The following is a 23,135-nucleotide window of genomic DNA, read 5'->3' on the forward strand; positions in this document are numbered from 1 at the left end:
TGTGTAATCCATAAGAGGCAGTCAGCTGTTTGTAATCCAATACTTAGCTGTAGGCAAGTACCAAATCATTTAAGAGAAAAACTTTTTAAATATGCATCAACGCCGTCTAATGCCGACAGATATCGTTTATCAATGCTCCATATCAGTTTGTGACCATATTGGTCTTTATTTTCATACATATATTCGTAAATTGCTCGAGGGTTGCAGTGAAACTGTTTTCCAGAATAGCTTTCAAATAAAATCAATTTATTGTTTCACGGAAGAAGAGCAAAAATCTTAATCAGAACTGAATAAGCCCTAACTTATAAACTTCTGCATTTGGTTATCATAAAAAAATTCCATCATGAACTCCTTAAAGAGTGAAGATTAATATTTGCGCAAACAAGAAAAAAAGAAGCAACTGAATTTACTTCAAGCCTCTTTTAGTTAGAGCTTCATTAAACTAGCCATGTCTTTTTTGACTTGGGTAGTTGAAATGCCTTCTGTTCTCGGAAGGTAAATGATCTCACAATATTCCTTTGTAGATCTTACGATAAAGTAATCACCCCGATTTTTTGCTCTCTCCGGCAGCTTCATATATCCGTAGTGAAATAAATCAATGTTCCATACGTATCACTTTCTTCATTAGATAACATCACCTTCTAACCGTTTTCAACTAACAGATTGTTTATCATTTCGACATATTTTTTACGCATCATTAATAATAAACAATAATAGCATAAGTTCCTATAAAAGTTAAGGCTCTTTCAAAATGTCAATCCTCAGTATTTTTTGGTATCACCGTTGTATTGATATATATATTTTTTTCAGGTCTAATATCTTAGCTATACCTATTATAACAAGTTTTCTATTTCGGAAAATTCGATTCTTTTATTGCGTTTTTAAGTGTAACGATTTTCTTTCTGCTGTGTTATTTATTTTGTACGCCTTCCTCATATTAATTCATCGTCAAAACGTGAAGGAATTGTGATATTAAAGTTAAAATGTGTTCCTAAAAACTTGGTGGTAAGGTAGAGTAAAATCTTTTCAGGTTACTAAGAGGCTCTAATCCAACTATACGAATGACACATGTTTTTTATAGTAGAATTAATACGATACAAGCGAAACTCATTAATCAAATTAGAAAAAGGGCAAACTGAAAAATGAAAAAAGCTTTCTAGCCTGGATGATATTAACTATATCCGCCAAAAAGAGCCTAAGGGACTCGGACACGCTGTATGGTTCGCGCGCAACTTTATCGGTGATGAGCCGTTTGCGGTTGTTTTTAGAGACGATATTGTTCAGACAGAAACACCAGAATTGCGCCAATTATGAAAGAACCTTTCTTCTATTATCGGTGTTCAGCAAGTGCCAGAAGAAGAAACACGCCACTACGCCAATACTGACACGCTGACAAGCGAACGCGGCCGTGATCAGGTAAAAAACTTCGTTGAGAAGCCGCCTAAAGGCAAAGCGTTATGATGTTGGTGAAAAGCTTGGCTTTATCACCACAACTCTTGAGTTTGCGATGCAGGATAAAGAGCTTCACGAGCACCTCCTTCCATAAATGGAAGGTCTACTAAACAAAGAAGAAATCTAAACAAAAAGGCTATTGGACATTCATCCAATAGCCTTTTCTTATTTCGATATCAAGGTCAGCGTATGCTCTTCGTTATCAACTGCAAAGACCCGATCAGCTGTATTCACAAGAAAACGATTCTTGCTGCTGTCATACAGTACATCACTGTCTCTTAAAGACAATGACGTCGGAGTAATGGGAGAAATGTTATAAAAGACAAGCTCTGATGCTTTATCATTCTCCAGCACATAGCTGATTTTTTTATTATCATAATCCAGCGTCCTTCTGCCGTCAGCCGTATTACCTTCAGTATAGCCTTTCAATTTCGATTGAATGCTGGTTCTGCTGTCTCCCAGGAAGTCCAGGAAGTATTCATAGGTAGAAGTTCCCGTTTGCGGAACATAAGGGGTAAAGGCCGCAGCATGCAATTCAGCATGTTTCATATTTATTGCAATAGCGCTCTGTTTTACAAAATAAGAATGCTTGTTAAACTTTATTTTTGCTGTTTTTTTGCCTTTTGAAGCTACCATCACCTCGGTACCGAATGGAAGAGTAATGTCAGTCTTCTGTTTTAAAGCTTGATCCTTATAAACAGACACTTTTTCATCTACAATAAACCCCTGCTTATTGACTTCAGTTAAGCGTTCCTCTGTCTTGTCCTTTGCATCGCCATCATGGTTCTTCACTTCGTTTTGCGGAATAGCGCCAAACGAAACAATGGTACGAAGCGGGGTGTTAGAGAACATTGTTCCTGCGGTAAAAACCGTCAGGATAGACAAAATAGCAATTTGAATGGCATTAGCCAGTGATTTCGGCTTTTTTTTCTTTTTGCGAGAATGGGCAAACGCTTCAGGATCTTCTTTCTTCCGTTCTTCGGTTTGCTCTTTTTTATATGTTTCTTTTTCTTTTTTCGACAGCTTATTAAACCAATCAATAAACGCTTTGTACTCTTTGACAACCGTTTTTGTTTCACCAAACATGCGAAGCTCGCCGTAGTGCATCCAAGCGACGCGATCACACATCTTTTCAATCTGGCCGATGGAGTGACTGACAAAGAAAATGGTTTTTCCTTGCTTTTTAAACTCATTCATTCTGTCTAAACACTTCTGATAAAACGTTTGGTCCCCTACGGAGAGCGCTTCGTCAATAATTAAAATATCAGGATCCATATGCACTGAAATCGCGAAACCGAGACGTGATTTCATACCGCTGGAATAGTTTTTAACCGGCTGATTAATAAAATCGCCAATCTCGGCAAATTCCACGATGCTGTCATACATTTCATCAATTTCTTTATTGGTTAACCCCATCATCAAACATTTGAGCCGGACATTGTCCCGGCCCGTCAATTGATTATTTAAACCAGCCGCAATCGCAATCAGCGACGGCTGGCCGTTCATTTCAATTTCACCGCTGGTCGGCGGAATAATTTTAGCCAGCAGGTTAGACATGGTCGATTTTCCTGACCCGTTTATCCCTACAAAACCGATTGTCTCTCCCTCATACACGTCAAAGGAGACATTCCGCACAGCAAAAAAACCATTATCCTTAGCCGGAAAAAACAATCCTTTAATCTTGTCCGATTGTTTTTGATACAAATGATACTGCTTTGAAACATTTCGAAACGAAACTTTTAGTTTCATCGTACAATCTCCTTACGTATTAAAGAAAGTCAACAAACTTGTCTCTGAATTTCATATGCAGGATAGAACCTACAGTCAAGATCAATAATGTCAAAGCCCAGAAATACAGCGTGTAAGTTACATCTTCGAAAAACCAATCTCCGCCGAAAAAACTATTTCTGAATCCATCGATAATATAAAAAAGCGGATTCAGCTTAATCACGCTCAACATTGTCGGATGCTTGTCCCCCAGCTGCGTAGAAATATCCCAAAAAATCGGCAGCAGGAAAAACATCAGCCTTGTCGCCGATTGCAGCAGGAACTGATAATCTCTGACCAGTACACTGATTGTTGAATTAAACAAACTGAAAGCGAACATAAAAACAATCATGCAAAACAAATAGTAAATATATTCAAGCCAGTGAAGATTTGGATAAATCCCAAACCCAAGCAGCCCAATGACATAAACCACTATCATCACAAAGTAGCTGAACAGGTTAGCCGCAATCGCCACTGAAGGAAGAGAGCTGATTGGAAAATTCATTTTGGCCACCATGTTGATTCGCTTATATACACTGTTTGAACCGTCAAGAATCGTCGGACTGATAAAAAACCAAGGGATCAAACCGGCAAGCATCCAGATGATGAAAGGCACTTCACCGACGCCCGTAACCACCTCACTGCTCTTTCTGATTCCGATCCCAAATACAAACCAATAAGCCAGCATCTGAATGAGCGGATTCAAAAACTGCCATAACACGCCCAAATAGTTCATTTGATATTTTGATTTTGTTTCATATGCCGCCAACCTGATGATTAAAGGCAGCGATAAAAACTGTTCTTTTAACACTCTTAGTAATGCTTTCATGATTTATCTTCCTTAGCCTAATATAATAGCTGTTACCTCGTGCACCGATTAATTGTAACAAATTTTATTCGTTATTGCTATTCAAACAAATATCTAAGAGAATGCGTGCCTGTTATAATAGGAAAAAAACGACACAAATGGTTATTCCCAAAACAAGCAGCACGAGGATTTCGCCCCAATATTATCGGAGTGCTTGTTGAAAATCTCGAAGAAGCACTTACTGAAGCTATGAAGAAATATATCACCGAAGGTATTGAATATCGCACTTTGATTATGAATCATATAACAATCATGCACCGCAGCCCTTTTATAAAAATGTGTGTCAGTCCTAGCTCCACACAAAAAACAGCTTGAGTATAAACTCAGGCTGTTTTTTCATGAAGATTAAAATATAGATTTGACGACCCGCTCAGAAGCTTTGCCATCTTCAAACGAACAAAATTTTTCATAAAATGACTCGTAATTCTTGTGTAATTGAGGGTTCCTAAGTACCCTTTCGATCTCTTCCATAAGCTCGGATTCATTGTAGACCAATGTCCCAGGTGCTTCTCTTTCAAGATCAAAATAAAATCCTCTTAAAGTGTCCCTATAACTTTCGATATCATAAGTATAGAAAATGATAGGTCTTCTTAAATTTGCATAGTCAAAAAATACAGACGAGTAATCCGTAATTAAAATATCACTGATGACATACAGCTCTCTAATGTCGGGATACATTGAGGCATCGTATATAAAACCTTCATACTGTTCAAAATCAAAGCTTTCAGCTACTAGATAGTGCATTCTCAACAGAATAACAGAATCTTTCCCAAACTTTTCTTGCATCTTGTCTAGATCCATTTGAAGTTGGAATTTGTATTTTCCCTTAGCATAAAATTCATTATCCCGCCATGTCGGTGCATATAAGATGACCTTTTTATTCTCGGGAATATTCATTTTTCTCTTTATGGCCTTCATCGTTTCTGGGCGGTTGTCTGTATACAGAAAGTCATTCCTCGGGTAGCCGGACTCAATCATTGTTTTGTTAAATTGAAAAGCGCGGGCAAAGATTTCGGTTGAATAACGATTCGGGGATATTAAATAGTCCCACTTCGATGCTTCTTTAGTGAAATTTTGCTTGTACTTCTCAGTGTTGGTACCCGGCATGTGCACTTCTTCCATATCGACGGCAAGCCTTTTCAGCGGAGTCCCGTGCCATGTCTGCACATATGTCGTGTGCTTTGGTTTAGGAATCCATAAAGGAAGCCGGCTGTTTACAACCCAATACTCCGCTCTTGCCATGGCAAACAGCCACTTCAGGGTGAATCGGTGAATATAAGGAACGTTTTTTTCTTCGAAAATCTCTGTATAACTCGGGTTTACACTCCATATTAAGTTGTATTCCGGATGATGTTCCTTCATATATTCGTAAATGGCTCTCGGATTGCAGCTGTACTGCTTGCCGGCAAAGCTTTCAAAAATGACGGTTTTCTTTTTAACAGGCAGTTTGCCGGCCAGTCCAAAAGTAAAATAGTAGGCTCTCTTCACAATGCCCGAAATCTTTTTCTTTACTTTATTCTTGTCTCTGCGAATGACTGACATCAGCCTTTTGCTTTTTCCTTTAGCAAAATAAACTGCACGGGTTTTGATCGTATAGTCGTTCATTCTTAGGCGCATGCCCCTTTTTCGTTTCTGCGGATAGATGTGAAAACGGGCAGGTCCTTTTTTTGTGTCAATAATTGAAAAACAGTCTATATCATCTCTAAGCCTGAATGCCCTGCTTTTTATAACGATTTCCTCCCCTGTTGCAGCATCTTCACCTACGTATTCTATAAAAAATTGAAAGAAAGCAGGCATCCTGTTCTCTTCATAAAGCTTTTTCAAATCAATTTCCGCCTCGAATCCAACGGCATGACCTGAATCACCGCGCTGAACGTCTTTTAAAGGAAAATCAAAAACCCTTTCCTCATCTTTTTGACTAATTTCCTTTAAAACCAGCCTTCTGCTTTTTATCATCGAACGTTCTTCCGCATCTAGCAGAAAAGTATAGCCTTGGATCATTAGTTTTCCTTCGGAGCTTAACTTAATGCCTTCCGCCTCCGCCACTGCTTTTCTTCGTAGAACATCAAGAGCGAAATGGCCTTTACGGGTCGTATATGGCAAATAAATGAACTGATTGGCTCGATCCCGATGCCAAGACAGCTCTATTGGTTTTGAGGCTGTGTAAATCCTCTTTTTACATTGATTTTTTTCATTATTTTCATATATCACATAAAAATCAATGAGCGTTTCGTCTATCATCAGATTAGATAGATCATCTAAAGATATCTCCACTGCTTTTAACTGCTTTGAATCGTTTATTTTGTTACAAGTTACACGCATCTCTTTTTTCGAATTGCGGTTAACTGCCAAAACACCGACATGTTCAAGAGAGGCAGAACTTTCGAACGCAAAATAGAGGCAAGCATCGTTAATTTTTATTTCCCGCAGCTGAAATTCTATCGGAATTGCACTATCCATAAGATCAGTCTACTCCTCTTTTTTTATTCAAAAGCAAAGCTGTTCATACTTATTATATTAAAATGACTCGTATACGAAACAAAAAGCACTTCTTATCTTTTTTAAGAAGTACTTTTTGAATTTTTATAAAGCTAAGCTTACATTAAAGGTTCGCGATTTCCTCTTTAATCTTCGTCGTGGAAATCCCTTCAGTTCTCGGAAGGTAAACAACTTCGCAGTAATCCTTCAGGAAATCAAATTTTCCTTCCCAGTCATCCCCCATGACAAAAACATCGATGTCATGGTCGATCACATCTTGTACCTTTTGATCCCAGTTTTTTTCCGGGATGACTTCGTCTACGTAGCGGATCGTTTCAAGAATGAACTTGCGGTGCTCATAGCTATGATATGCTTTTTTCTGCTTTTGAAGATTGAATTCGTCAGTCGAAATCGCGACGACGAGATAATCCCCCAATTGTTTTGCCCGTTCCAATAACTTGATATGTCCCCAATGCAATAAATCAAACGTTCCATATGTGATGACTTTCTTCATTGTCATGCGCTCTCCTTTCTAATCTTAAGGCGAAAAGCTATATTGACATGTAGAAAACAATCGATAAGTTACATTCATTTCACAGGTCTTTACTGATCATTCATTATAGCACATCGCCTATCAAACGTTAAGTATTGTTTACGGTAAATGGCATTCCAAATTTTCCCCTAAGAAATCGATCCCTTTCTAAATAAGACGTAAAAAATCTTAATCTATTGTAAAGATATTGTTAAGCTTTTATGAATGATCTATGCTAAAATATACGTTAGACCTCCTGAATTTTTGGGCTGGTCTCTTAAACTTCGACTTTCATACATTCGTATATACTTACACTTCTTAACCGGAAGGAGGAAAAAAACTATGCTGCAAACGGAAACGGTTCATCATCTTGCATATGTTAACGGGGATTTGCCCGGATTTTTGAATCATCTTGAAGAATCCTTTATCGACCGCAATGAGGGGGCATTTATCGCAACGGTAAACCCTGAGATCGGGTACGCGGCTGCAAAAGACAAGGATTATTATCAAACAGTTTCATCTGCTGACTTTATCCTGCCGGACGGAATCGGCATCGTCCTGACGTCAAGGCTGATCAACAGCAGATTAAAATCGAGGATCGCGGGGTACGATGTATTTATTAACCTCTTGAGCCTGGCTGACCGCAAAAAGAAAAGAGTCTTTTTATACGGGGCCAAACAAGAGGTTATTCAAGCGGTTGCCGATCGGCTTTCAACCGAGTATCCCGGAATTGAGCTGGCCGGGTACTCACACGGCTATGTCAAAGACAAAGGCAAAGTTGCCAAGCAAATCGCGGCAGCCAAGCCCGACATGGTTTTTGTGGCTCTCGGATATCCGCATCAGGAAAAGTTTATTTATGAACATAAGCATTTATTTCCTCAAGCGATTGCGATCGGCATCGGCGGGAGCTTCGACGTGTTCAGCGGAAAAGTGAAAAGAGCACCGAAAATGTTCATCAAGCTGAATCTTGAATGGATGTACCGTCTGCTGACCAATCCGACGAGGTGGAAGCGGATGCTGAACATCCCGAAATATGTCCTTTCCGTTTTGAAAGAGGAAAGAGTTCAAAAACAGCGGCACTACTATCCGGAGCAGATCAAAGAGCAATCCAAAATCGATTTGTAGAAAAGAGTCTGGGTAACGAATGAATATACGTTCTTTATTGGTTATGATTTACTCGGCCGGTCTCGCTTTGACCGGCTTTATTTTCAAAAGGATAAAAGCACGCGACAGAGCTTTGTTGCTCGTTTCCTTTCCGGATAATGCGCGCGCGCTGCTGGATGAGTATGTCAGCAGCAGCAGGCCGTTTGAAATGGAAGTCCTTTATACAAGGCACGCCGTTTCCCTTGCAGATGAATATCCTTCCGTTCGATCGCAAGTGATCAACGAGAAAAATCCGATTCATCTCATAAAGGCCGTATACCGGATGTTTAAGTGTAAATTCGTGTTAACGGATAATTATTTTCTGCTGACAAGCGTATTGAATAAACGCCCTCAGACGACGTGCATTCAAATTTGGCATGCGTCCGGCGCTTTGAAAAAGTTCGGACTCGAAGATATCGGAAACCGGTATCGATCCGCCGCCGATATCAAGCGGTTTAAAAAGGTGTATCGTTCTTTTGATTACATCGCCGTCGGCTCGGAGAAAATGGCGGATATTTTCAAGCGGTCATTCGGCGTGAAAGATGACCGTTTTTTGCGGACGGGTGTTCCGTTAACTGATGAATATTTTCATGCCGGAAGACAAACAGCGGACCGTCCGGACCAAAAGATTATTCTGTATGCGCCGACATACCGGGACTATTGTTTGACGTCCGTTCGCCTCCCTTTCTCTAAGGAGCAGCTCTCCGGGGAACTGAAGGGAGAATTTCTGCTTTTGGTCAAACTGCATCCGGCCGTGCGGGAACAGGTTACTTTTGAAGAACATGAAGGGCTGATCAAAGATGTATCAGACGTTCCGCTAAAGGATCTGCTGATGGAATGCGACATTCTGATTTCCGATTATTCGTCAGTCGCCTTTGAGTACGCTTTGTTAAATAAACCGATTTTGTTTTTCACGTATGATATGGCAGAATATAATGAAAAGCGCGGACTGATCGATGATTTTGAAGCAGTGATTCCCGGCAAAGCCTGCATGGACAGCGACATGCTGCTGAAAGAAATCAAAGAAATGTCCATCACAAAGGAAGAGATCAAGAGGTTTGCACAAGAATGGCATCAATATTCAACAGGCGATGCCAGCATGCGCCTGTTGAACTTTTTAAGCGAGCATATGACGGCAAATGAAAAAAGACCGGCCGGTTCCTAATGGAACATGGCCGGTCTTTTTATGATGATGACCGATAAACCGGCACATCATAGTACAGCGTATATTGATCGAGCAATGTATAAAGACTGTACATTCTCCCCACCTGCTTATAAGCCCAGCCGACATCTGTCGCATATTGGTGAAGGGCGTTCGGAGACCATCTCATTTTATAGAGGGTATCCTGTTTGTAAGTCGGGTGGTGAATGTATTTTTCACCGATGAATTTGGCTCCGCCCATAATGGCTGCCTCAGGTGTGAACCACCCTTGTTCATAGGCGTATTTTGCACCGTAGTAAAGCGGATTGCTGTCGTAAGCCCCAACGCCGTACATATTGTAAACCTTTTTGCCGTTGAACATCGTTCCTTTTGCCAACTCGGAAGTTCCGTTGCCCGTCTCAAGGAGCGAGTGCGAAATGAGGTACAGTTCATTGATGCTGTATGCTCTTGCCGCGTCGATGAACGCTTGGCCTTTGCCTGTCAAAATCCCTTTATTATAAAGGATTTTTGCATTGACTTCGGCGGCATTCAAGCCGGCCGTTTGCGAGAGTTTTAAAAATTGGAAGTATGCCGAGCTGTCTTGTGTAAAGTTTTGCGGGTTGACATATTTCTCGACTTCTTCTCTGCTGGCATTACGCCAATTCATTCTGATTTTTGCCCAGCCGTTTTCCTGGGAAATGATATTGACTTTATCCCCTTTTTGCAGCTGTCCGATGATGTTCCCGCTTGTCACAAGGGGGCTTGACCTGATATTCAGCAGATCAGCCGTAACGGTTTGGTTCGCCGTATTGATGTAGCTTAATGAAACATAAGCCGGCGCATCCGTTTGCGGGCTGACTTTCATCTGTTTGTCGACCATCTGGCTGAGCGTGATTCCGTAGTCAGTCGTTGTGATTTGCGGGCCGTTTTTCACTTTGATGACATTCACCGGCCAGCCGTAATTCGTTTTAATCCGATTGGCGGCAGCATCCGCACGGTCTTTCCCTGTAAATAGTTCATTGATTGAGATATGAAACAGGCTGACCGTCTTTGTTTGGTAAGTTGCGCTGACTTTGTTCTTTTTAAAGACATTCAGTCCCTTGTCGAGATCTGCTTTGCTTATGACCTGACCTGCCGTCACCCGGTACTGCCTGTAGCCGTACTCACCCGTTTGTTCAATCTTGCCCGGTATACTCCGCTTGCTGAAAAATTCAAGCGCATGCTGTAATTTCTCCGAGCCGATCAGAGCTTCCGAACTCAGTTTGTACCGGCTGTAATACTGGCCGGTCTTGACGGCCTCTGCGTGAATGCCTGTTTCTTTAAAGAAATTGAGCGCCTTCGTCACTTTGTCCTGTTCGTATACGGACTCCGTTGTCAGCTGATAATGGCTGTACACTTTTTTTCCCGTCGGTCCGGACGTTCCCGCCGCACCGTTTTTCTTGAAGAATTCCAGCCCTTTATTGATTCGCGCTTGGACGGCTGTTTCGCCGGACGCGATCCGGAAGCGATTGACGGTCGTACCGCCGGCGTTTTGGGCGGAAGCCTGAATGTTTTTGTTTTTAAAAAACCGGATGCCGTCGTTTGCTTTCTTTTGATCTGAAACCGGGACGGAAACGATTCTGAAAGATGTCTGCTTTCTCCCTGCCTTTGCAGCAGTATAACGCCACGTTTTCTTTTTAAAAAAGGCGTCGACTTTTTTAAGGTTTTGGCTGTCTACGCTTTTCATGCTGACGATCCAGAAACGCGTGCCTTTTACCTTTTCCGTGCTTGAGGTGAGACCGGTATTCTTTTTAATTTGGCCGGCGGCATTTTTCGCGGTCTTTTCGTCATTAAAATATCCCGATTTCACATTGTAAAGCTGCGCCGGCTGACCGGCGGCTTCATATGCCCCTTTGACCTTGAGCTCTTTTTCAAACTGCTTCAGCAGATTTTTTGCGTTTGTTTCGCCTTGTATCGCACCTGTCACAATTTTATATCTGGGCTGTTGTTTCTTTACTGTTTCTATCGTTCCTTTAAGAGCGGTTTCTTTTTCAAATTGGACAAGCAGGCTTTTCGCTTTGCTCTCATCTGCGATTTCTCCTGAATAAAGCTTGACGATCGCTTGTCCCGCTCCGTATGGTGCGTACGACGCTTTGAGGCCGGTCGCTTTTTGAAAACGATCGAGGATGGCTTTCGTGTTGTCTTCGCCTTCGATTCCTCCGGTGGCAACCTTCACGTATGCTTCCCTGTTCCCTGCAAGTGTATAGGTTGCTTTCAGCCCCGTTTCTTTTTCAAATTGGAGCGCCCATTCCTTGGCTTTTGCTTCACCGGCAAATTCCTTTGATACCGCTTTGGAAAACGGTTCTTTCTGTCCAATCGGACCATAGGACGCCTTCAAACCGGTTTCTTTTTCAAACTGCAAAAGCAGATTTTTTGCTCTGCTCTCCCCTTCTATCCCCCCTGTTGTCAAAACGTAAGTTGTGCCGTTTTTCCCTGAAGGTTTGACCTCGGCTTTCCATCCCGTTTCCTTTTTCAGTTGTTCGGCTGCTTTGAGCGCCTCGCTTTCGCTATTAAACTCTTTTGTTGTTTCGATTTTGTAGACGGAAGTATCGGTATATGCTGCTAAAGCAGGGATTGCCGGGACGGCCGTATGTATGAGCAAAATGATTGCAGCAAAAATAACGGTTTTTCTAATGTTTTTCACATTCTCTACTCCCCTCGACTATAAGCCTCCTAATTTCAAAAACTTGCTTTCTCTTTTTATCGGCGAGCCGGACTATTTTTTCACAATAAAAAAGCTTAACGGCCTTCTTTTGAAGACCGTTAAGCTTTTTATATGTGAGACACGATTAATTCGCATGTTCCTTCTATCGTAAAGTCATTCGTTTCCGCCGGCAGGATAAAATTTGCTCCTTTGCTGATCGGAAATAATTCTCCGCCCTGAGTGAGCTTTCCTTCTCCTTCAATCACACTGCATAACAGGAAAGGGGCATCCTGGGTCAGCTCAACGGCACCGTCGATCTCCCATTTGTATACGGAGAAGTATTCGGCTTCTACAAAAGTCTTAATGGTAATCCCTTTTTGAGTTTCTGTCGATTCGTCAACATAGCTGTCAACGTGCGGTACTGTTGTGACATTGATCGCCTGTGTCAGGTGAAGCTCGCGCTTTTCTCCATTTTGATCGGCCCGGTCATAATCGTATACCCTGTACGTCGTATCAGAGCTCTGCTGTGTCTCCAAAACGACCGTCCCTTCGCAAAGAGCATGAATCGTGCCGCTTGGCACATAATAAAAATCGCCCGGCTTGATTTTGATCCGCCTTAACAAGTTGTCCCAATCACCGCTGTTGATCATGGTGACCAGCTCTGTCCGCGTTCTCGCCGTATGGCCGTAAACGATCTCGGCACCTTCTTTGCAATCGATGATATACCAGCATTCCGTCTTACCGAGTTCCCCGTTTTCGTGTTCGCCCGCATAGTAGTCATCGGGGTGGACTTGAACGGAAAGGTCTTGATTGGCATCAAGTATTTTCGTTAACAGCGGGAAACGGTCTCCCTCTGCACCGCCGAACAATTCGCGGTGCTCGTCCCAAAGCTCGGCAAGCGTTTTTCCTTTGTAAGGACCCGAAGCAACGATGTTCGGCCCGTTTGGATGGGCGGAAATGGCCCAGCATTCACCTGTCAAATCAGAGGGAATGTCATAGCCGAATGTCTCGCGCAAAGCCGCTCCCCCCCAGATCCTCTCTTTAAACTCAGGCTGCAGAAATATCGGTGATTGAGTCATGAAGCCATCTCCTCCCTTAATTCACGATTGTCTTATGTAAATAAAACGCTTTCTTTTATTGATAGACATGTATGATAAAATATAAACCTTTTCATATTTATTATGACGTTATCTCGATAGAAGTCAATGCCGGAAAGGAAAAACAGAAGCCCCAGAGGCTTCTGTTTTAGATTGTTGACAAAATCCCAAAACGGCTTTTTGTTTTGGGATTTTGTCATCCTTTCAGCGTGATTGAAAACCCTTGCAGTCTAGGAAGGCCGAGCATCGGAGCGGAGCGAATGTTGGAATTCGTGAGCACCGACGCGCAGGCCTGACAACGAATGCGAGGGTTTGTCGACACGCTGAAACAGAAGCCCCGGAGGCTTCTGTTTCAGATTATGCCAGCTCGATAATGCGCTGATTTGAGCTTCCTCTGTAAAGGAGCGTCAAGTCCCTTTTTTTGATTTCGAACGGGCCGTCTACCAGGACATCACAATAGGCCAGCAAAGCGCTGTGCTTTTCATTTTTCAAGATTTGTTCGTACGTATAGCCGCTGTAAAGCCAGATGTCTTTTTCGGATTGCTGCTTAATTCTCTCAGACAGTTCGATCAGTTCGCTCGCATGCAAAAGCGGCTCTCCTCCTGAATAGGTGACGTTTGTAAGCGGGTTTTTCATAATTTCCTCAAATACTTCGTCTACACTCATATCAAATCCGTTATTGATATTCCAGCTTTGTTTATTATGGCAGCCTTCACACATATGCGGGCAGCCCGCTAAAAACACGACTGTTCTCAGTCCTTCTCCGTCTACGATGCTGTCATGGATAATATTCATCACTTTCATAGGTGCTTCACTCTGTCCTTTTCTTCTTGTCTTTTCGCCGAATTCCACTTTGACATATCTCCGACTAAATATCCCGTAATCCGTCTGATCCGTTCAATCAAAGCCTCATCTCGATTTTTGCACTGCGGGCACTCGTTATCGATGATTCCGGTAAATCCGCACGCCTTGCAGTGGTCGACAGGATGGTTGATCGAGGCGTAGCCCATGCCTGACCGGCGCATGGCGGTTACAATCATGTCCATCGCTTTAATGTTTTTTTTCGGGTCTCCGTCCAGCTCAATGTAGCTGATATGCCCGCCATTGCACATCAAATGGAACGGCGCTTCTTTTCTGATCTTTTCAACCGCAGTCAGCTTATAGTGAACAGGGATGTGAAACGAGTTCGTATAGTAGATCCGGTCTGTGACATTGTGGATCGAACCGAACTCCAATTTATCTTTTTTGACAAATTTCCCTGAAAGTCCTTCTGCCGGTGTGGCGATCAAAGAAAAGTTCAGCTTGTGTTTTTCTGTGGCTTCATCGGCCTTATCTCTCATCGACTGAACGATTTTTTTGCCGAGTTCAAACGACTCTTCGCTTTCTCCGTGATGTTTTCCTGTCAATGCAGTCAAAGCTTCAGCCAGTCCGATAAATCCGATGCTCAATGTTCCGTGCTTTAGCACATCCTCGAGCGTGTCCTCAGGATCAAGCTTCTCGCTTTCATGCCAGATGCCTTGAGAATACAGGAACTTAAAGTCTTTTGCTCTTTTTTTGCATTGAAAGGCGTACCGTTCAAGCAGCTGTTGAATCGTTAATTCCATGTAGCGGTTCAGCAAAGCAAAAAACTGTTCAACATTTTCGCTGAGCAGCGCTATTTTGACAATGTTGATCGAGGTGAATGACAAATTCCCTCTGCCGATGCTGTTTTCTTTCCCATGAATATTGGCCATGACGCGCGTTCTGCATCCCATATAAGCGATTTCGCTTTCCGGTGTTCCGTCATAAAAAGGTTTATTCACGGGCGAATCGATAAAGCTAAAGTTCGGAAACAGCCTTTCAGCGCTCGTTTCCAATGCAAGCCGGTACAAGTCATAGTTAGGGTCTGTTTGATCGACGTTGACGCCTTCTTTCATTTTGAAGATCTGAATCGGAAAAATCGGCGTCTCCCCCTTGCCGAGACCTGCTTTTGTCGCCTTCAGAATATTTTTGATCAAAAGGCGGCCTTCCCTTGACGTATCCGTGCCGTAATTAATTGAAACAAACGGAACCTGTCCGCCGCCCCGCGAATGCATGCTGTTGGCATTATGTATAAAGGCTTCGCACGCTTGGTAAGTTGTGTTGTCCGTTTCTTCCCACGCTCTTTCCCTTATCTCTTCTTCTGTCAAAGTTGTCGGGTATTGTTTGATTTTCACCAGATGCTTTTCGTACGTTTTGCGGACGTAAGGCGCCAGATCGTAATCGAACATCGGAAATGACTGGCCGCCGTGCTGCATATTTTGATTCGATTGAAAAATGATGGATGCGAGTGACAATGCGCTCATAATGTCCTTCGGTTCCCTGAGGGAGCCGTGGCCTGTATGGAATCCGTCTTTTAACAGCCGGCCCAAAGGGATCTGGCAGCAAGTCGTTGTCCCGCTCGGCATATAGTCTAAATCGTGCGGATATATCAAGTTGTCATCGACTGCTTTCTTGATTTCCGGCGACATTAAGTACTGGAGCGCATAATGTCTGGAACTCTCGGATGCAAACCGGCTCATTTGCCCCATCGGAGAGCGGCCGTCTACGTTGGCATTTTCCTGCATAATATCGTGATCTCCATACCCGACGATATCATGAAATGTTTCTGTCAATTGCAATAATCCCTGTTCTTTAAAGCCTGTTGTCATCCTAATCTCTCCTAAAAAGTAGCATATATAGTGCCCGAACTTTCGAAAGACACTATATATTGATATTAGCACAAATGATACCCGTTAAATTTAGCAATTTGGTGACGTTATTTCAAAACGGTCATAAAAAAACGCCCCGGACAAAATGTCCCGGTGCGTCAGCGGCGAAATGACTTGTAATCGATCGTCATTTGTTTCGGAGGTTTTCTTTGTTTTGTCCGTTTTTCGATCCAGACGGTTGCAAGCGGCGTCAGAAGCGAGGTGACAATGACGCTTGTCGCGATGATCGCGGTCGCTGAATCAGCCACCGGCGCAAACACGGGGTTTGCATCGGCAAGCGCATACGGCACGGCTACCGCAGCCCCGGCCGTTGACGATGCCGCGACGCCCGCAACGCCGTCTCCTCTTGCGACAAAGCGGTCCAGCAGGTATAGAGAAGCACCCGAGAGAACGACGACTGATACGCCGACAACAATACCTAAAAGGCCGGATTGGATTAACATTTTAAAATCAAGCGTGTTTCCCAGTGAAAATGCGAAGAACGGAATGATCGCCGGTACGACTTTTCCGAACAAATCGCGCAATTCAGGGTCAAGGTTTCCGAGAATGCAGCCGAGTAAAAACGGGATGACGGTTGCAGCCAGCGTCTCCCAGGGAAATGCCGCGAGCCCTGTCACACCGAAAGTGACCATCGTCATAAACGGGCCCGATTCCGTGCTGATAAAGGCGAAAGCACCGGCGTCTTCCTTTCTTCCCATGTGGTTCATTAACGCCAAATACAGACCGCCGTTCGTTTCATTCATGACGGCTACAATAGCAAGCACTGACAGTCCGGCAAAAAACCCGCTTTGAATGCCTTCATCTGGAATGAACTGCGCTGCGATCAAACCCAATAATGCGGCAATGCCGACTTTGCCGATCAGAAGTGTCAGTCCCTTCCTCGCAATATATCCTGAAGAACGAAAATCTATTGTTGCACCAACGCAAAAGATAAATACTCCTAAAATCGGCAGCGTTCCGGTAATCAGGGCGCCTGTAAATCCGCCGAAAAACTCCGCGGTTCCCGGAGCAAACGTATTCAGCGTTGCGCCCAGAAAGAGCGGAATGATCATCATGCCGCCCGGCACACGTTCAATCGTTGCTTTAATTTTCATCATTTTTTCTCCCATTCTAGAAATTAATGAAAAAGCAAAGCTGTCGATCTTGCAAAACCTGAAGTCTTTTCACGCTGCGCACGCTTTAATTCTGCCGAATCCGACGCTGAAAGATACGCTGGATATCCGCTTCTGACACTTTGTTCAGCTGGCTTCCCACTCCAACTGCCAATGCTCCGGCATCGAGCCATTTCTCCACATCGCCCGGATGGATCCCTCCGGTTGGTATGAAACGAACCTTCGGAAAGGGGCCGGCGAGGTTTTTCATGTAAGGAATCCCGGAAGTCCCCCCTGGAAACAGCTTAAGAACCCGAAAACCCTTTGAGACCGCTTCCATAATTTCGCTCGGTGTTAATACGCCGGGAATAAAAAATGTATGCAATGAGGCGGCTTCCTCAGCCAATTTTTCCGAAAAACCCGGACTGACGATGAATTTTGCCCCCGCTGCCGCGGCTTCCCTCGCCTGTTCGCTTTCAACCACCGTTCCGGCTCCGACAAGGAGGCCGTCTTTTCCTGCAAATTTTTCAATCAGCTCAGACGCTCCCGGCGTCGTATATGTGATTTCAATCGCAGTAATTCCTTTGTCGATCAATCTGTGAATGCTTTCCTCAGCAGCTTCCTTATCGCCTGCGCGGACGACCGCGATCAGCCCGGCCTCGGCCAGCTGCTCCTGCACTTTTCCGATCATAGACATTTCCATTACGGTCAACCTCCTGTTTTTTGGTTGTTTGCCTCTGCGGCCATAAAAGCTTTCAATTGATTCCTTGACGGCAGACCGTCCATATCACCCGGAGCCATGACGGCTAGAGCTCCGATCGCATTTGCCCTCTGAACTGCTTCTTCAAGCGGCAATCCGTCTAATAGACCGCTGATCATGCCGACGGCAAAACCGTCACCAGCACCAACGGTATCAACAACCTTTTCCACCTGATAACCCGGCACATAACCCTCTTTGTCCGGTGTCCGGTAATAAGCCCCCTCTTTTCCAAGCTTGATGACAATTACCTTGATCCCCTGCATCACATAATATTTAGCGATATCCTCGGGAGAATTGCAGCCTGTCAGGAGTTTTCCTTCATTGATCCCAGGCAGAAACCAGTCTGCTTGCACGGCGATCTCATGAATCGTGTGAACCATTGTCTGCTGGTCCGGCCAAAGCTGGAAGCGGAGATTCGGGTCAAACGAAATCGTCTTTCCATCTTTTTTCATCTGGTGAACGGCGTGGCGGGCGAAGCCCCGCATTTCCCTTGAAAGGGCAGGAGGTATGCCTGTCACATGCATATGTTTGGCTTCTTTGAAATACTCTGCCGGGTAGTCATCAATGCTCATCGTGCTTGCGGCTGATCCTCTGCGGTAATACGTGACATCAGGGTCCCCGCTTTCAACCTTTGACTTGAGCAGGATGCCTGTCTGCCGGTCTGCACTGCGTTTGACTTCAGAGATGTCGACGCCTTCTTTTTTCAATTCATTTAAAATAAAAGTTCCAAGCGAATCGGCGCCAACCTTGCTCATCCAGCCGACTCGAAAGCCCAGGCGCGACAGTCCGACGGCAACGTTTGTTTCCGCTCCGGCAAGAGCCTTGGAAAACGAAGAAGCCTCATGCAGTCCGCCTGTTTCATTTGCGTAAAACATAGCCATCGATTCTCCGAATGTCATCACATCAAGCGACATAATTTCACTCTCCTTTCGGAATGGTACCGGTTTCAAAAAAAGTTGCAGAAAAACATTCTCCCCTAAATTGTCGGGTGTATGAGTGTCTCCATTTGACGAGTTCTACAGCGACTGTCTGAGAACAAGCTCTGCCTCAAGCTGAATCGTCTGCGGTGCACTTTCATCTCCTTCAATCCGTTTGATGATCCGCTCCATGGCGGCTCTGCCCATTTCATGCGACGGCTGGGCGATGGTGGTAATGCCCGGACCGATTAATTTATACCATTCCGTATCATCAAATCCGGCAATTCCGACGTCTTCCGGAATCGAAATGCCAAGCTCATAAAGGCAGCTGATGATTTTCAGCATCAGAAGTCCGTTGTTTCCAAGAATGGCTTTTTTCCCTTCTTTCATTTCTAAAAAGCTTTTGACGGACTGCAAAAGAGATTCTTTGTCTTTGACATCTGCCTCATATACAAGGGGATTGCCGCCGGCATTGCGTTTAAGCGCGATTTCTGTATAGGCGGAAACCCTTTCCTCCCTAGGACTGATCCCTTTAATCGGCTCGGTAAACAGACCGATCTGGGCATAGCCTTTGTCATACATGAGATTGACGATTTGACTTGTCACTTCGCGGTTGTTCGTTGTAACTGCATCGATTTTGAGCCCGGGCACTTTCCGGTCAACGAGCACAATCGACACATCCTGGCTGATTAAATCCATGAGCACATCGTTATTTCTTCCCGTCGTATTAATAATCAGCCCTTCAATGTAATGCGCGTTCAGCTTGTGCAGCATCTCCCGTTCTTTTTCAGGACTGTTGTCCGTGTTGCAGACCATGATGCTGTACCCGTACTGATCGCAAACCTCTTCCACCCCTCTCAAGGTGGCGACTGAAAACGGGTTTGTAATATCGGCGACCAAAAATCCGATAACCTTGCTTTTTTTCACCTTCAGCCCCTGTGCCATCTGACTGGGGCGGTAATTAAGCTCCTCGATCGCTTTTTTGATGCTTTTCACCTTTTTCGGTGAGATGGCATCAATCTTCCCGTTGATATAACGGGAAACCGTTGATTTTGATACACCTGCATGTGCGGCTACTTCGTTGATGGTTACTTTCGCTGTTTGCTTATCCCTCATTCAAGTACTCCTATGACCTTATGATTTGAAACCGATTTCAAAAACTTTATACCATCAGCATATCACATCATTTAAAATTTGGAAGAGTCTTTTTTAATATTTCAAGATTGACCTTGACAATATTCAGAAAAAAGTGAAAAGACTGTTGACGATTTCCATTATTTACTTTACAATTCATGTTTGAAACCGTTACCAAAAACTTTGGCCCCTTCATTCAAGTCAGTCTAAAAACGTCCAATTCAAGGAGGAGAAGGTATGGAAAATCGTTATTCTGTTCATCCTGAACAAGCGAAACGATTCACAACCGCAGAGCTTCGCGAGCATTTTTTAATAGAGTCATTGTTTGTTGAAAACAAACTGAACATGGTTTATTCGCATGAAGACAGAGTCGTGATCGGCGGGGCCGTTCCAGTGAAGGAATCCATCGCGCTCGATGCCGGCGATTTTTTAAAAACGGACTATTTTCTGGAACGGCGCGAAATCGGAATTGTAAATGTCGGAAAACCCGGTGCGGTCAAAGTCGGTGATGAAGAATACGTACTGGAGCACAAAGATTTTCTGTATATCGGCCTGGGAAATAAAGACGTTTCTTTCTCAAGCTTGAATGAAGGCGGAGCCAAATTTTATTTCATCTCAGCGACCGCACACCAAAAGTATCCGGTGCAAAAAGCTTCGCTTTCAGAGCTTCCATACGATCATTTAGGAGAAGAAGCCTCTTCAAATGTCCGCAATCTATACAAAGTGATTCATGCAGACGGCATTCAAAGCTGCCAGCTGATGATGGGCATTACATTTCTTGAACCCAATAACACATGGAACACGATGCCGGCGCATGTTCATGACCGGCGGATGGAAGCTTATCTGTATCTTGACCTTGCTGAAGATGCAAAGGTGTTTCATTTCATGGGCGAACCGACGGAGACAAGGCATCTCGTCGTCGGCAACGAACAGGCAGTCATTTCACCCGCGTGGTCTGTCCACTCGGGCTCCGGCACATCCAACTACTGCTTTATATGGGCGATGGCCGGAGAAAACTACACATTTAAGGACATGGATGCTGTCCCGATGAATGTCATACGGTAAGGGCGTGAACGTGAGATGGGATATCTTGAATCGTATTTTTCACTTGAAGGCAAAACCGCGCTTGTCACAGGCCCGGGAACTGGAATCGGCAAAGGAATTGCCGAAGCGCTAGCAAAAGCGGGAGCGGATATCATCGGCACTTCACATACGAGCGGGCTTGATGAAACAAAGCGGCTGATCGAAGAAACCGGCAGAACGTTTACGTCTTATCAGCTTGATATGGGCAGCCTTGACGAGGTTGAAACCTTTGCAAAAGAGGTGCTTGACCGTCATCAAATTGATATTCTCGTCAATAATGCCGGGACGATCCGCAGAGAAAAAGCGGCTGATTTTTCCCGCGAGAACTGGGAAGCGGTGATCAATGTCAATTTGAACAGCTTATTTTTGCTGACGCAGGCTGTCGGCCGGCAGATGATTGAGCGAAAGCAGGGGAAAATCATCAATATTGCCTCGCTTCTTTCATTTCAAGGAGGCATTCTCGTCCCTGCATATACGGCAAGCAAGCATGCAATAGCCGGATTGACGAAGTCTTTTGCCAATGAATGGGCGGCGCACAATGTCCAGGTCAATGCAATTGCGCCGGGCTATATCGCAACGAACAATACAAAGCAGATCCGCGAGGACCAAAACCGCAATGCCGAAATCTTAAAACGGATTCCGGCCGAGCGCTGGGGTCAGCCGGATGACATTGCCGGAGCCGCCGTATTCCTTTCGGCGCCGGCATCCGATTATGTGAATGGACATGTGCTGGCGGTCGATGGCGGATGGCTGGCAAGATAATGCACGCAAAGGCTGCCGGTAGCTCGGCAGCCTTTATCATCGCTATGGCTTCAAAATCACTTTAATGCAATCATCTTCATGGCCGTTGAACAATTGGTAAGCACGGCCGGCTTCTTCAAGCGGAAGCTGATGCGTAATGATTTCCTTCGGATCAAATTGATTCTCTTCAATCTTCTTGTAAATCTCAGGCATCAAATGGATAACCGGGGCCTGCCCCATTTTTAGTGTAACATTTCTGGAAAAGAACGCGCCGAGCGGAAACATATTATAATTGCTTCCATATACCCCTGTAATCTGTACGGTCCCGCACTTTCTGACCGCCTTTGTAGAAATTTGAATCGGTCCGAGCGTGCCGCCCTGAAGCTTCAGTTTTTGCTCCAGATACTCAAGCGGAGATTTTTTGCCGTCCATCCCCACGCAGTCGATCACGACATCCGCCCCGCCTTTTGTAATCTCCTTTAAATGCTCGCCCATGTCAGGATATTTTGTAAAGTCAAATACTTCGACGCGGTTTAACGCTTCAGCCTGCCTTAGGCGGTAGTCCAAGTAGTCTACTGCAATGACCCGCTTCGCCCCTTCCATCCAGGCAAACTTCTGCGCCATTAATCCGACCGGTCCGCAGCCGAGAACAATGACGGTGTCTCCCTTTTTAACGCCAGCGTGAAGCACGCTCCAATACGCGGTTGGCAGGACATCTGATAAAAACAGGAGCGACTCGTCCTCCATCTCGCATGATTCAGGGATGACAAACGGCGTGAAGTTGCCAAACGGCACTTTTAAATATTCGGCCTGTCCGCCAGGGTGGTTTCCGAACTTTTCCGAGTAGCCGAAATATCCGCCTGAATCATAATGGGGATTGGCATTATCACACTGGCTTTCCAGCTTGTTTTCGCAATAAAAGCAATGTCCGCATGCAACGGTAAACGGGATGACGACCCGGTCCCCTTTTTTCACTTTTGTTACATCAGGTCCTGTTTCTTCTACAATTCCCATCGGTTCATGGCCGAGCTGGAAGCCTTTCGGAAGAGGAAAATTCCCTTGATAAAGATGGAGGTCTGATCCGCAAATCGCCGTAGAAGTAATTCTGACAACGATATCATCGCTTCTTTCTATTTTGGCGTCCTCCACCTGGCTGACTTTAACATGCTGAGGCCCTTGAAACGTTACAGCTTTCAAATCGTCACACTCCATTATCGTTCAGTTGACTTTAGTGTGAGATAAACCCGGGTTCTTATTCAGTTTTTTAAACAAACGTTTCATTAACCGTCATGCAGAGCGGTCATGATTCATACATAGAAGAAAACGGAGGTGTTGGGATGCTGCTGCAAATACTAGTCGGAGGGCTGGTTGTTTTCGTTATTTTCTTTCTCGTGTTTCGGGCGATCAGAACGGGTAATCTGCCGCGCAATGACGATTCGCAGCCAGAAGACGGAGAAAACAGAGATCAGCCATGATTGGCTTGGCTGGCCTCCTCACACAAAAAAGGATGAGGCCATGC

The 23,135-nt window shown here is 44.4% G+C and carries 20 protein-coding genes and 2 pseudogenes; 7 read left to right on the top strand and 15 right to left on the bottom strand.

The features are described from left to right. Nucleotides 1–65: 65 nt before the first annotated feature. Entirely contained in the window at nucleotides 66–245 is a 180-nt protein-coding gene (locus M1D67_RS19525) for a CDP-glycerol glycerophosphotransferase family protein (protein ID WP_245117679.1), read from the bottom strand. A gap of 181 nt (nucleotides 246–426) precedes the next feature. Next, nucleotides 427–625, bottom strand: a pseudogene (locus M1D67_RS19530) (nucleotidyl transferase family protein). A 521-nt stretch (nucleotides 626–1,146) separates the two neighbouring features. Here M1D67_RS19530 and M1D67_RS19535 point away from each other — a divergent pair. After that, nucleotides 1,147–1,546 (top strand): annotated as a pseudogene (locus M1D67_RS19535) (sugar phosphate nucleotidyltransferase); the annotation flags it as partial. A gap of 71 nt (nucleotides 1,547–1,617) precedes the next feature. Here M1D67_RS19535 and tagH read toward each other — a convergent pair. Together tagH and M1D67_RS19545 are read right to left on the bottom strand one after the other, a co-directional pair. Beyond that, nucleotides 1,618–3,201 (bottom strand): teichoic acids export ABC transporter ATP-binding subunit TagH, encoded by a 1,584-nt coding sequence (gene tagH / locus M1D67_RS19540; RefSeq protein ID WP_479831460.1) that lies wholly within the window; start codon nucleotides 3,199–3,201, stop codon nucleotides 1,618–1,620. Between the two features lie 19 nt (nucleotides 3,202–3,220). Further along, nucleotides 3,221–4,048, bottom strand: coding sequence for an ABC transporter permease (locus M1D67_RS19545; RefSeq protein ID WP_026580192.1), 828 nt, complete (start codon nucleotides 4,046–4,048; stop codon nucleotides 3,221–3,223). Between the two features lie 39 nt (nucleotides 4,049–4,087). On the opposite strand from M1D67_RS19545, the gene M1D67_RS19550 reads away from it, so the two are divergent. Then, on the top strand, nucleotides 4,088–4,402 hold the full coding sequence (locus tag M1D67_RS19550) for a hypothetical protein (RefSeq protein WP_479831461.1): 315 nt from the start codon (nucleotides 4,088–4,090) through the stop codon (nucleotides 4,400–4,402). Nucleotides 4,403–4,432: 30 nt separating this feature from the next. On the opposite strand, the gene M1D67_RS19555 is transcribed toward M1D67_RS19550, so the two are convergent. Further along, nucleotides 4,433–6,547, bottom strand: coding sequence for a CDP-glycerol glycerophosphotransferase family protein (locus M1D67_RS19555; protein WP_026580194.1), 2,115 nt, complete (start codon nucleotides 6,545–6,547; stop codon nucleotides 4,433–4,435). Nucleotides 6,548–6,689: 142 nt separating this feature from the next. Further along, nucleotides 6,690–7,079, bottom strand: a complete 390-nt coding sequence (tagD, locus tag M1D67_RS19560; protein WP_026580195.1) for a glycerol-3-phosphate cytidylyltransferase — start codon at nucleotides 7,077–7,079, stop codon at nucleotides 6,690–6,692. Nucleotides 7,080–7,442: 363 nt separating this feature from the next. Between tagD and M1D67_RS19565 the strand changes: the two genes are divergently transcribed. Then, nucleotides 7,443–8,222: a WecB/TagA/CpsF family glycosyltransferase gene (locus M1D67_RS19565; protein ID WP_026580196.1), complete on the top strand. Its 780-nt coding sequence runs from the start codon at nucleotides 7,443–7,445 to the stop codon at nucleotides 8,220–8,222. 19 nt (nucleotides 8,223–8,241) lie between these two features. Then, nucleotides 8,242–9,405 (top strand): CDP-glycerol--glycerophosphate glycerophosphotransferase, encoded by a 1,164-nt coding sequence (locus M1D67_RS19570; RefSeq protein WP_026580197.1) that lies wholly within the window; start codon nucleotides 8,242–8,244, stop codon nucleotides 9,403–9,405. A 19-nt stretch (nucleotides 9,406–9,424) separates the two neighbouring features. On the opposite strand, the gene M1D67_RS19575 is transcribed toward M1D67_RS19570, so the two are convergent. The 8 genes from M1D67_RS19575 to M1D67_RS19610 form a co-directional block, all read right to left on the bottom strand. Next, a complete protein-coding gene (locus tag M1D67_RS19575) occupies nucleotides 9,425–12,064 on the bottom strand; it encodes an N-acetylglucosaminidase (protein WP_479831462.1) in 2,640 nt (879 codons plus the stop codon). A 128-nt stretch (nucleotides 12,065–12,192) separates the two neighbouring features. Further along, nucleotides 12,193–13,143 carry a mannose-6-phosphate isomerase, class I gene (manA, locus tag M1D67_RS19580; RefSeq protein ID WP_039073051.1) on the bottom strand — a complete coding sequence of 317 codons (951 nt, stop codon included), beginning with the start codon at nucleotides 13,141–13,143 and terminating at the stop codon, nucleotides 12,193–12,195. A gap of 375 nt (nucleotides 13,144–13,518) precedes the next feature. After that, nucleotides 13,519–13,965: an anaerobic ribonucleoside-triphosphate reductase activating protein gene (gene nrdG, locus M1D67_RS19585; RefSeq protein ID WP_075212721.1), complete on the bottom strand. Its 447-nt coding sequence runs from the start codon at nucleotides 13,963–13,965 to the stop codon at nucleotides 13,519–13,521. After that, nucleotides 13,962–15,830 (bottom strand): anaerobic ribonucleoside triphosphate reductase, encoded by a 1,869-nt coding sequence (locus M1D67_RS19590; protein WP_075212722.1) that lies wholly within the window; start codon nucleotides 15,828–15,830, stop codon nucleotides 13,962–13,964. The genes nrdG and M1D67_RS19590 overlap by 4 nt, the downstream gene beginning before the upstream one ends. A 158-nt stretch (nucleotides 15,831–15,988) precedes the next feature. Further along, the gene (gene kdgT, locus M1D67_RS19595) at nucleotides 15,989–16,984 is read right to left on the bottom strand and encodes a 2-keto-3-deoxygluconate transporter (protein ID WP_429717404.1); all 996 of its coding nucleotides are present in this window, start codon (nucleotides 16,982–16,984) and stop codon (nucleotides 15,989–15,991) included. Between the two features lie 85 nt (nucleotides 16,985–17,069). Then, the gene (locus M1D67_RS19600; protein ID WP_020453160.1) at nucleotides 17,070–17,684 is read right to left on the bottom strand and encodes a bifunctional 4-hydroxy-2-oxoglutarate aldolase/2-dehydro-3-deoxy-phosphogluconate aldolase; all 615 of its coding nucleotides are present in this window, start codon (nucleotides 17,682–17,684) and stop codon (nucleotides 17,070–17,072) included. 5 nt (nucleotides 17,685–17,689) lie between these two features. After that, nucleotides 17,690–18,655 (bottom strand): sugar kinase, encoded by a 966-nt coding sequence (locus tag M1D67_RS19605; RefSeq protein ID WP_479831463.1) that lies wholly within the window; start codon nucleotides 18,653–18,655, stop codon nucleotides 17,690–17,692. Nucleotides 18,656–18,757: 102 nt separating this feature from the next. Beyond that, nucleotides 18,758–19,774, bottom strand: coding sequence for a LacI family DNA-binding transcriptional regulator (locus M1D67_RS19610; protein WP_479831464.1), 1,017 nt, complete (start codon nucleotides 19,772–19,774; stop codon nucleotides 18,758–18,760). 255 nt (nucleotides 19,775–20,029) lie between these two features. Between M1D67_RS19610 and kduI the strand changes: the two genes are divergently transcribed. After that, entirely contained in the window at nucleotides 20,030–20,857 is an 828-nt protein-coding gene (gene kduI / locus M1D67_RS19615; RefSeq protein WP_020453163.1) for a 5-dehydro-4-deoxy-D-glucuronate isomerase, read from the top strand. Nucleotides 20,858–20,872: 15 nt separating this feature from the next. Beyond that, entirely contained in the window at nucleotides 20,873–21,637 is a 765-nt protein-coding gene (kduD, locus tag M1D67_RS19620; protein WP_479831465.1) for a 2-dehydro-3-deoxy-D-gluconate 5-dehydrogenase KduD, read from the top strand. Between the two features lie 42 nt (nucleotides 21,638–21,679). On the opposite strand, the gene M1D67_RS19625 is transcribed toward kduD, so the two are convergent. Then, nucleotides 21,680–22,813: a zinc-dependent alcohol dehydrogenase gene (locus tag M1D67_RS19625; protein ID WP_023857162.1), complete on the bottom strand. Its 1,134-nt coding sequence runs from the start codon at nucleotides 22,811–22,813 to the stop codon at nucleotides 21,680–21,682. Between the two features lie 140 nt (nucleotides 22,814–22,953). Here M1D67_RS19625 and M1D67_RS19630 point away from each other — a divergent pair, with 140 nt between their 5' ends. Then, on the top strand, nucleotides 22,954–23,091 hold the full coding sequence (locus tag M1D67_RS19630) for a hypothetical protein (RefSeq protein WP_479831466.1): 138 nt from the start codon (nucleotides 22,954–22,956) through the stop codon (nucleotides 23,089–23,091). The last annotated feature ends 44 nt before the right edge of the window (nucleotides 23,092–23,135 follow it).

It is taken from the genome of Bacillus sp. PK6-025 (assembly GCF_056530265.1).

What these genes read in the sequence shown, in the direction of transcription:
- kduI (WP_020453163.1), top strand. Translation starts at nt 20,030, where the DNA reads ATGGAAAATCGTTATTCTGTTCATCCTGAACAAGCGAAACGATTCACA.
- kdgT (WP_429717404.1), bottom strand. Translation starts at nt 16,984, where the DNA reads ATGAAAATTAAAGCAACGATTGAACGTGTGCCGGGCGGCATGATGATC.
- nrdG (WP_075212721.1), bottom strand. Translation starts at nt 13,965, where the DNA reads ATGAAAGTGATGAATATTATCCATGACAGCATCGTAGACGGAGAAGGA.
- kduD (WP_479831465.1), top strand. Translation starts at nt 20,873, where the DNA reads ATGGGATATCTTGAATCGTATTTTTCACTTGAAGGCAAAACCGCGCTT.
- M1D67_RS19630 (WP_479831466.1), top strand. Translation starts at nt 22,954, where the DNA reads ATGCTGCTGCAAATACTAGTCGGAGGGCTGGTTGTTTTCGTTATTTTC.
- M1D67_RS19605 (WP_479831463.1), bottom strand. Translation starts at nt 18,655, where the DNA reads ATGTCGCTTGATGTGATGACATTCGGAGAATCGATGGCTATGTTTTAC.
- manA (WP_039073051.1), bottom strand. Translation starts at nt 13,143, where the DNA reads ATGACTCAATCACCGATATTTCTGCAGCCTGAGTTTAAAGAGAGGATC.
- M1D67_RS19555 (WP_026580194.1), bottom strand. Translation starts at nt 6,547, where the DNA reads ATGGATAGTGCAATTCCGATAGAATTTCAGCTGCGGGAAATAAAAATT.
- M1D67_RS19545 (WP_026580192.1), bottom strand. Translation starts at nt 4,048, where the DNA reads ATGAAAGCATTACTAAGAGTGTTAAAAGAACAGTTTTTATCGCTGCCT.
- M1D67_RS19570 (WP_026580197.1), top strand. Translation starts at nt 8,242, where the DNA reads ATGAATATACGTTCTTTATTGGTTATGATTTACTCGGCCGGTCTCGCT.
- M1D67_RS19600 (WP_020453160.1), bottom strand. Translation starts at nt 17,684, where the DNA reads ATGGAAATGTCTATGATCGGAAAAGTGCAGGAGCAGCTGGCCGAGGCC.
- tagH (WP_479831460.1), bottom strand. Translation starts at nt 3,201, where the DNA reads ATGAAACTAAAAGTTTCGTTTCGAAATGTTTCAAAGCAGTATCATTTG.
- M1D67_RS19610 (WP_479831464.1), bottom strand. Translation starts at nt 19,774, where the DNA reads ATGAGGGATAAGCAAACAGCGAAAGTAACCATCAACGAAGTAGCCGCA.
- M1D67_RS19590 (WP_075212722.1), bottom strand. Translation starts at nt 15,830, where the DNA reads ATGACAACAGGCTTTAAAGAACAGGGATTATTGCAATTGACAGAAACA.
- tagD (WP_026580195.1), bottom strand. Translation starts at nt 7,079, where the DNA reads ATGAAGAAAGTCATCACATATGGAACGTTTGATTTATTGCATTGGGGA.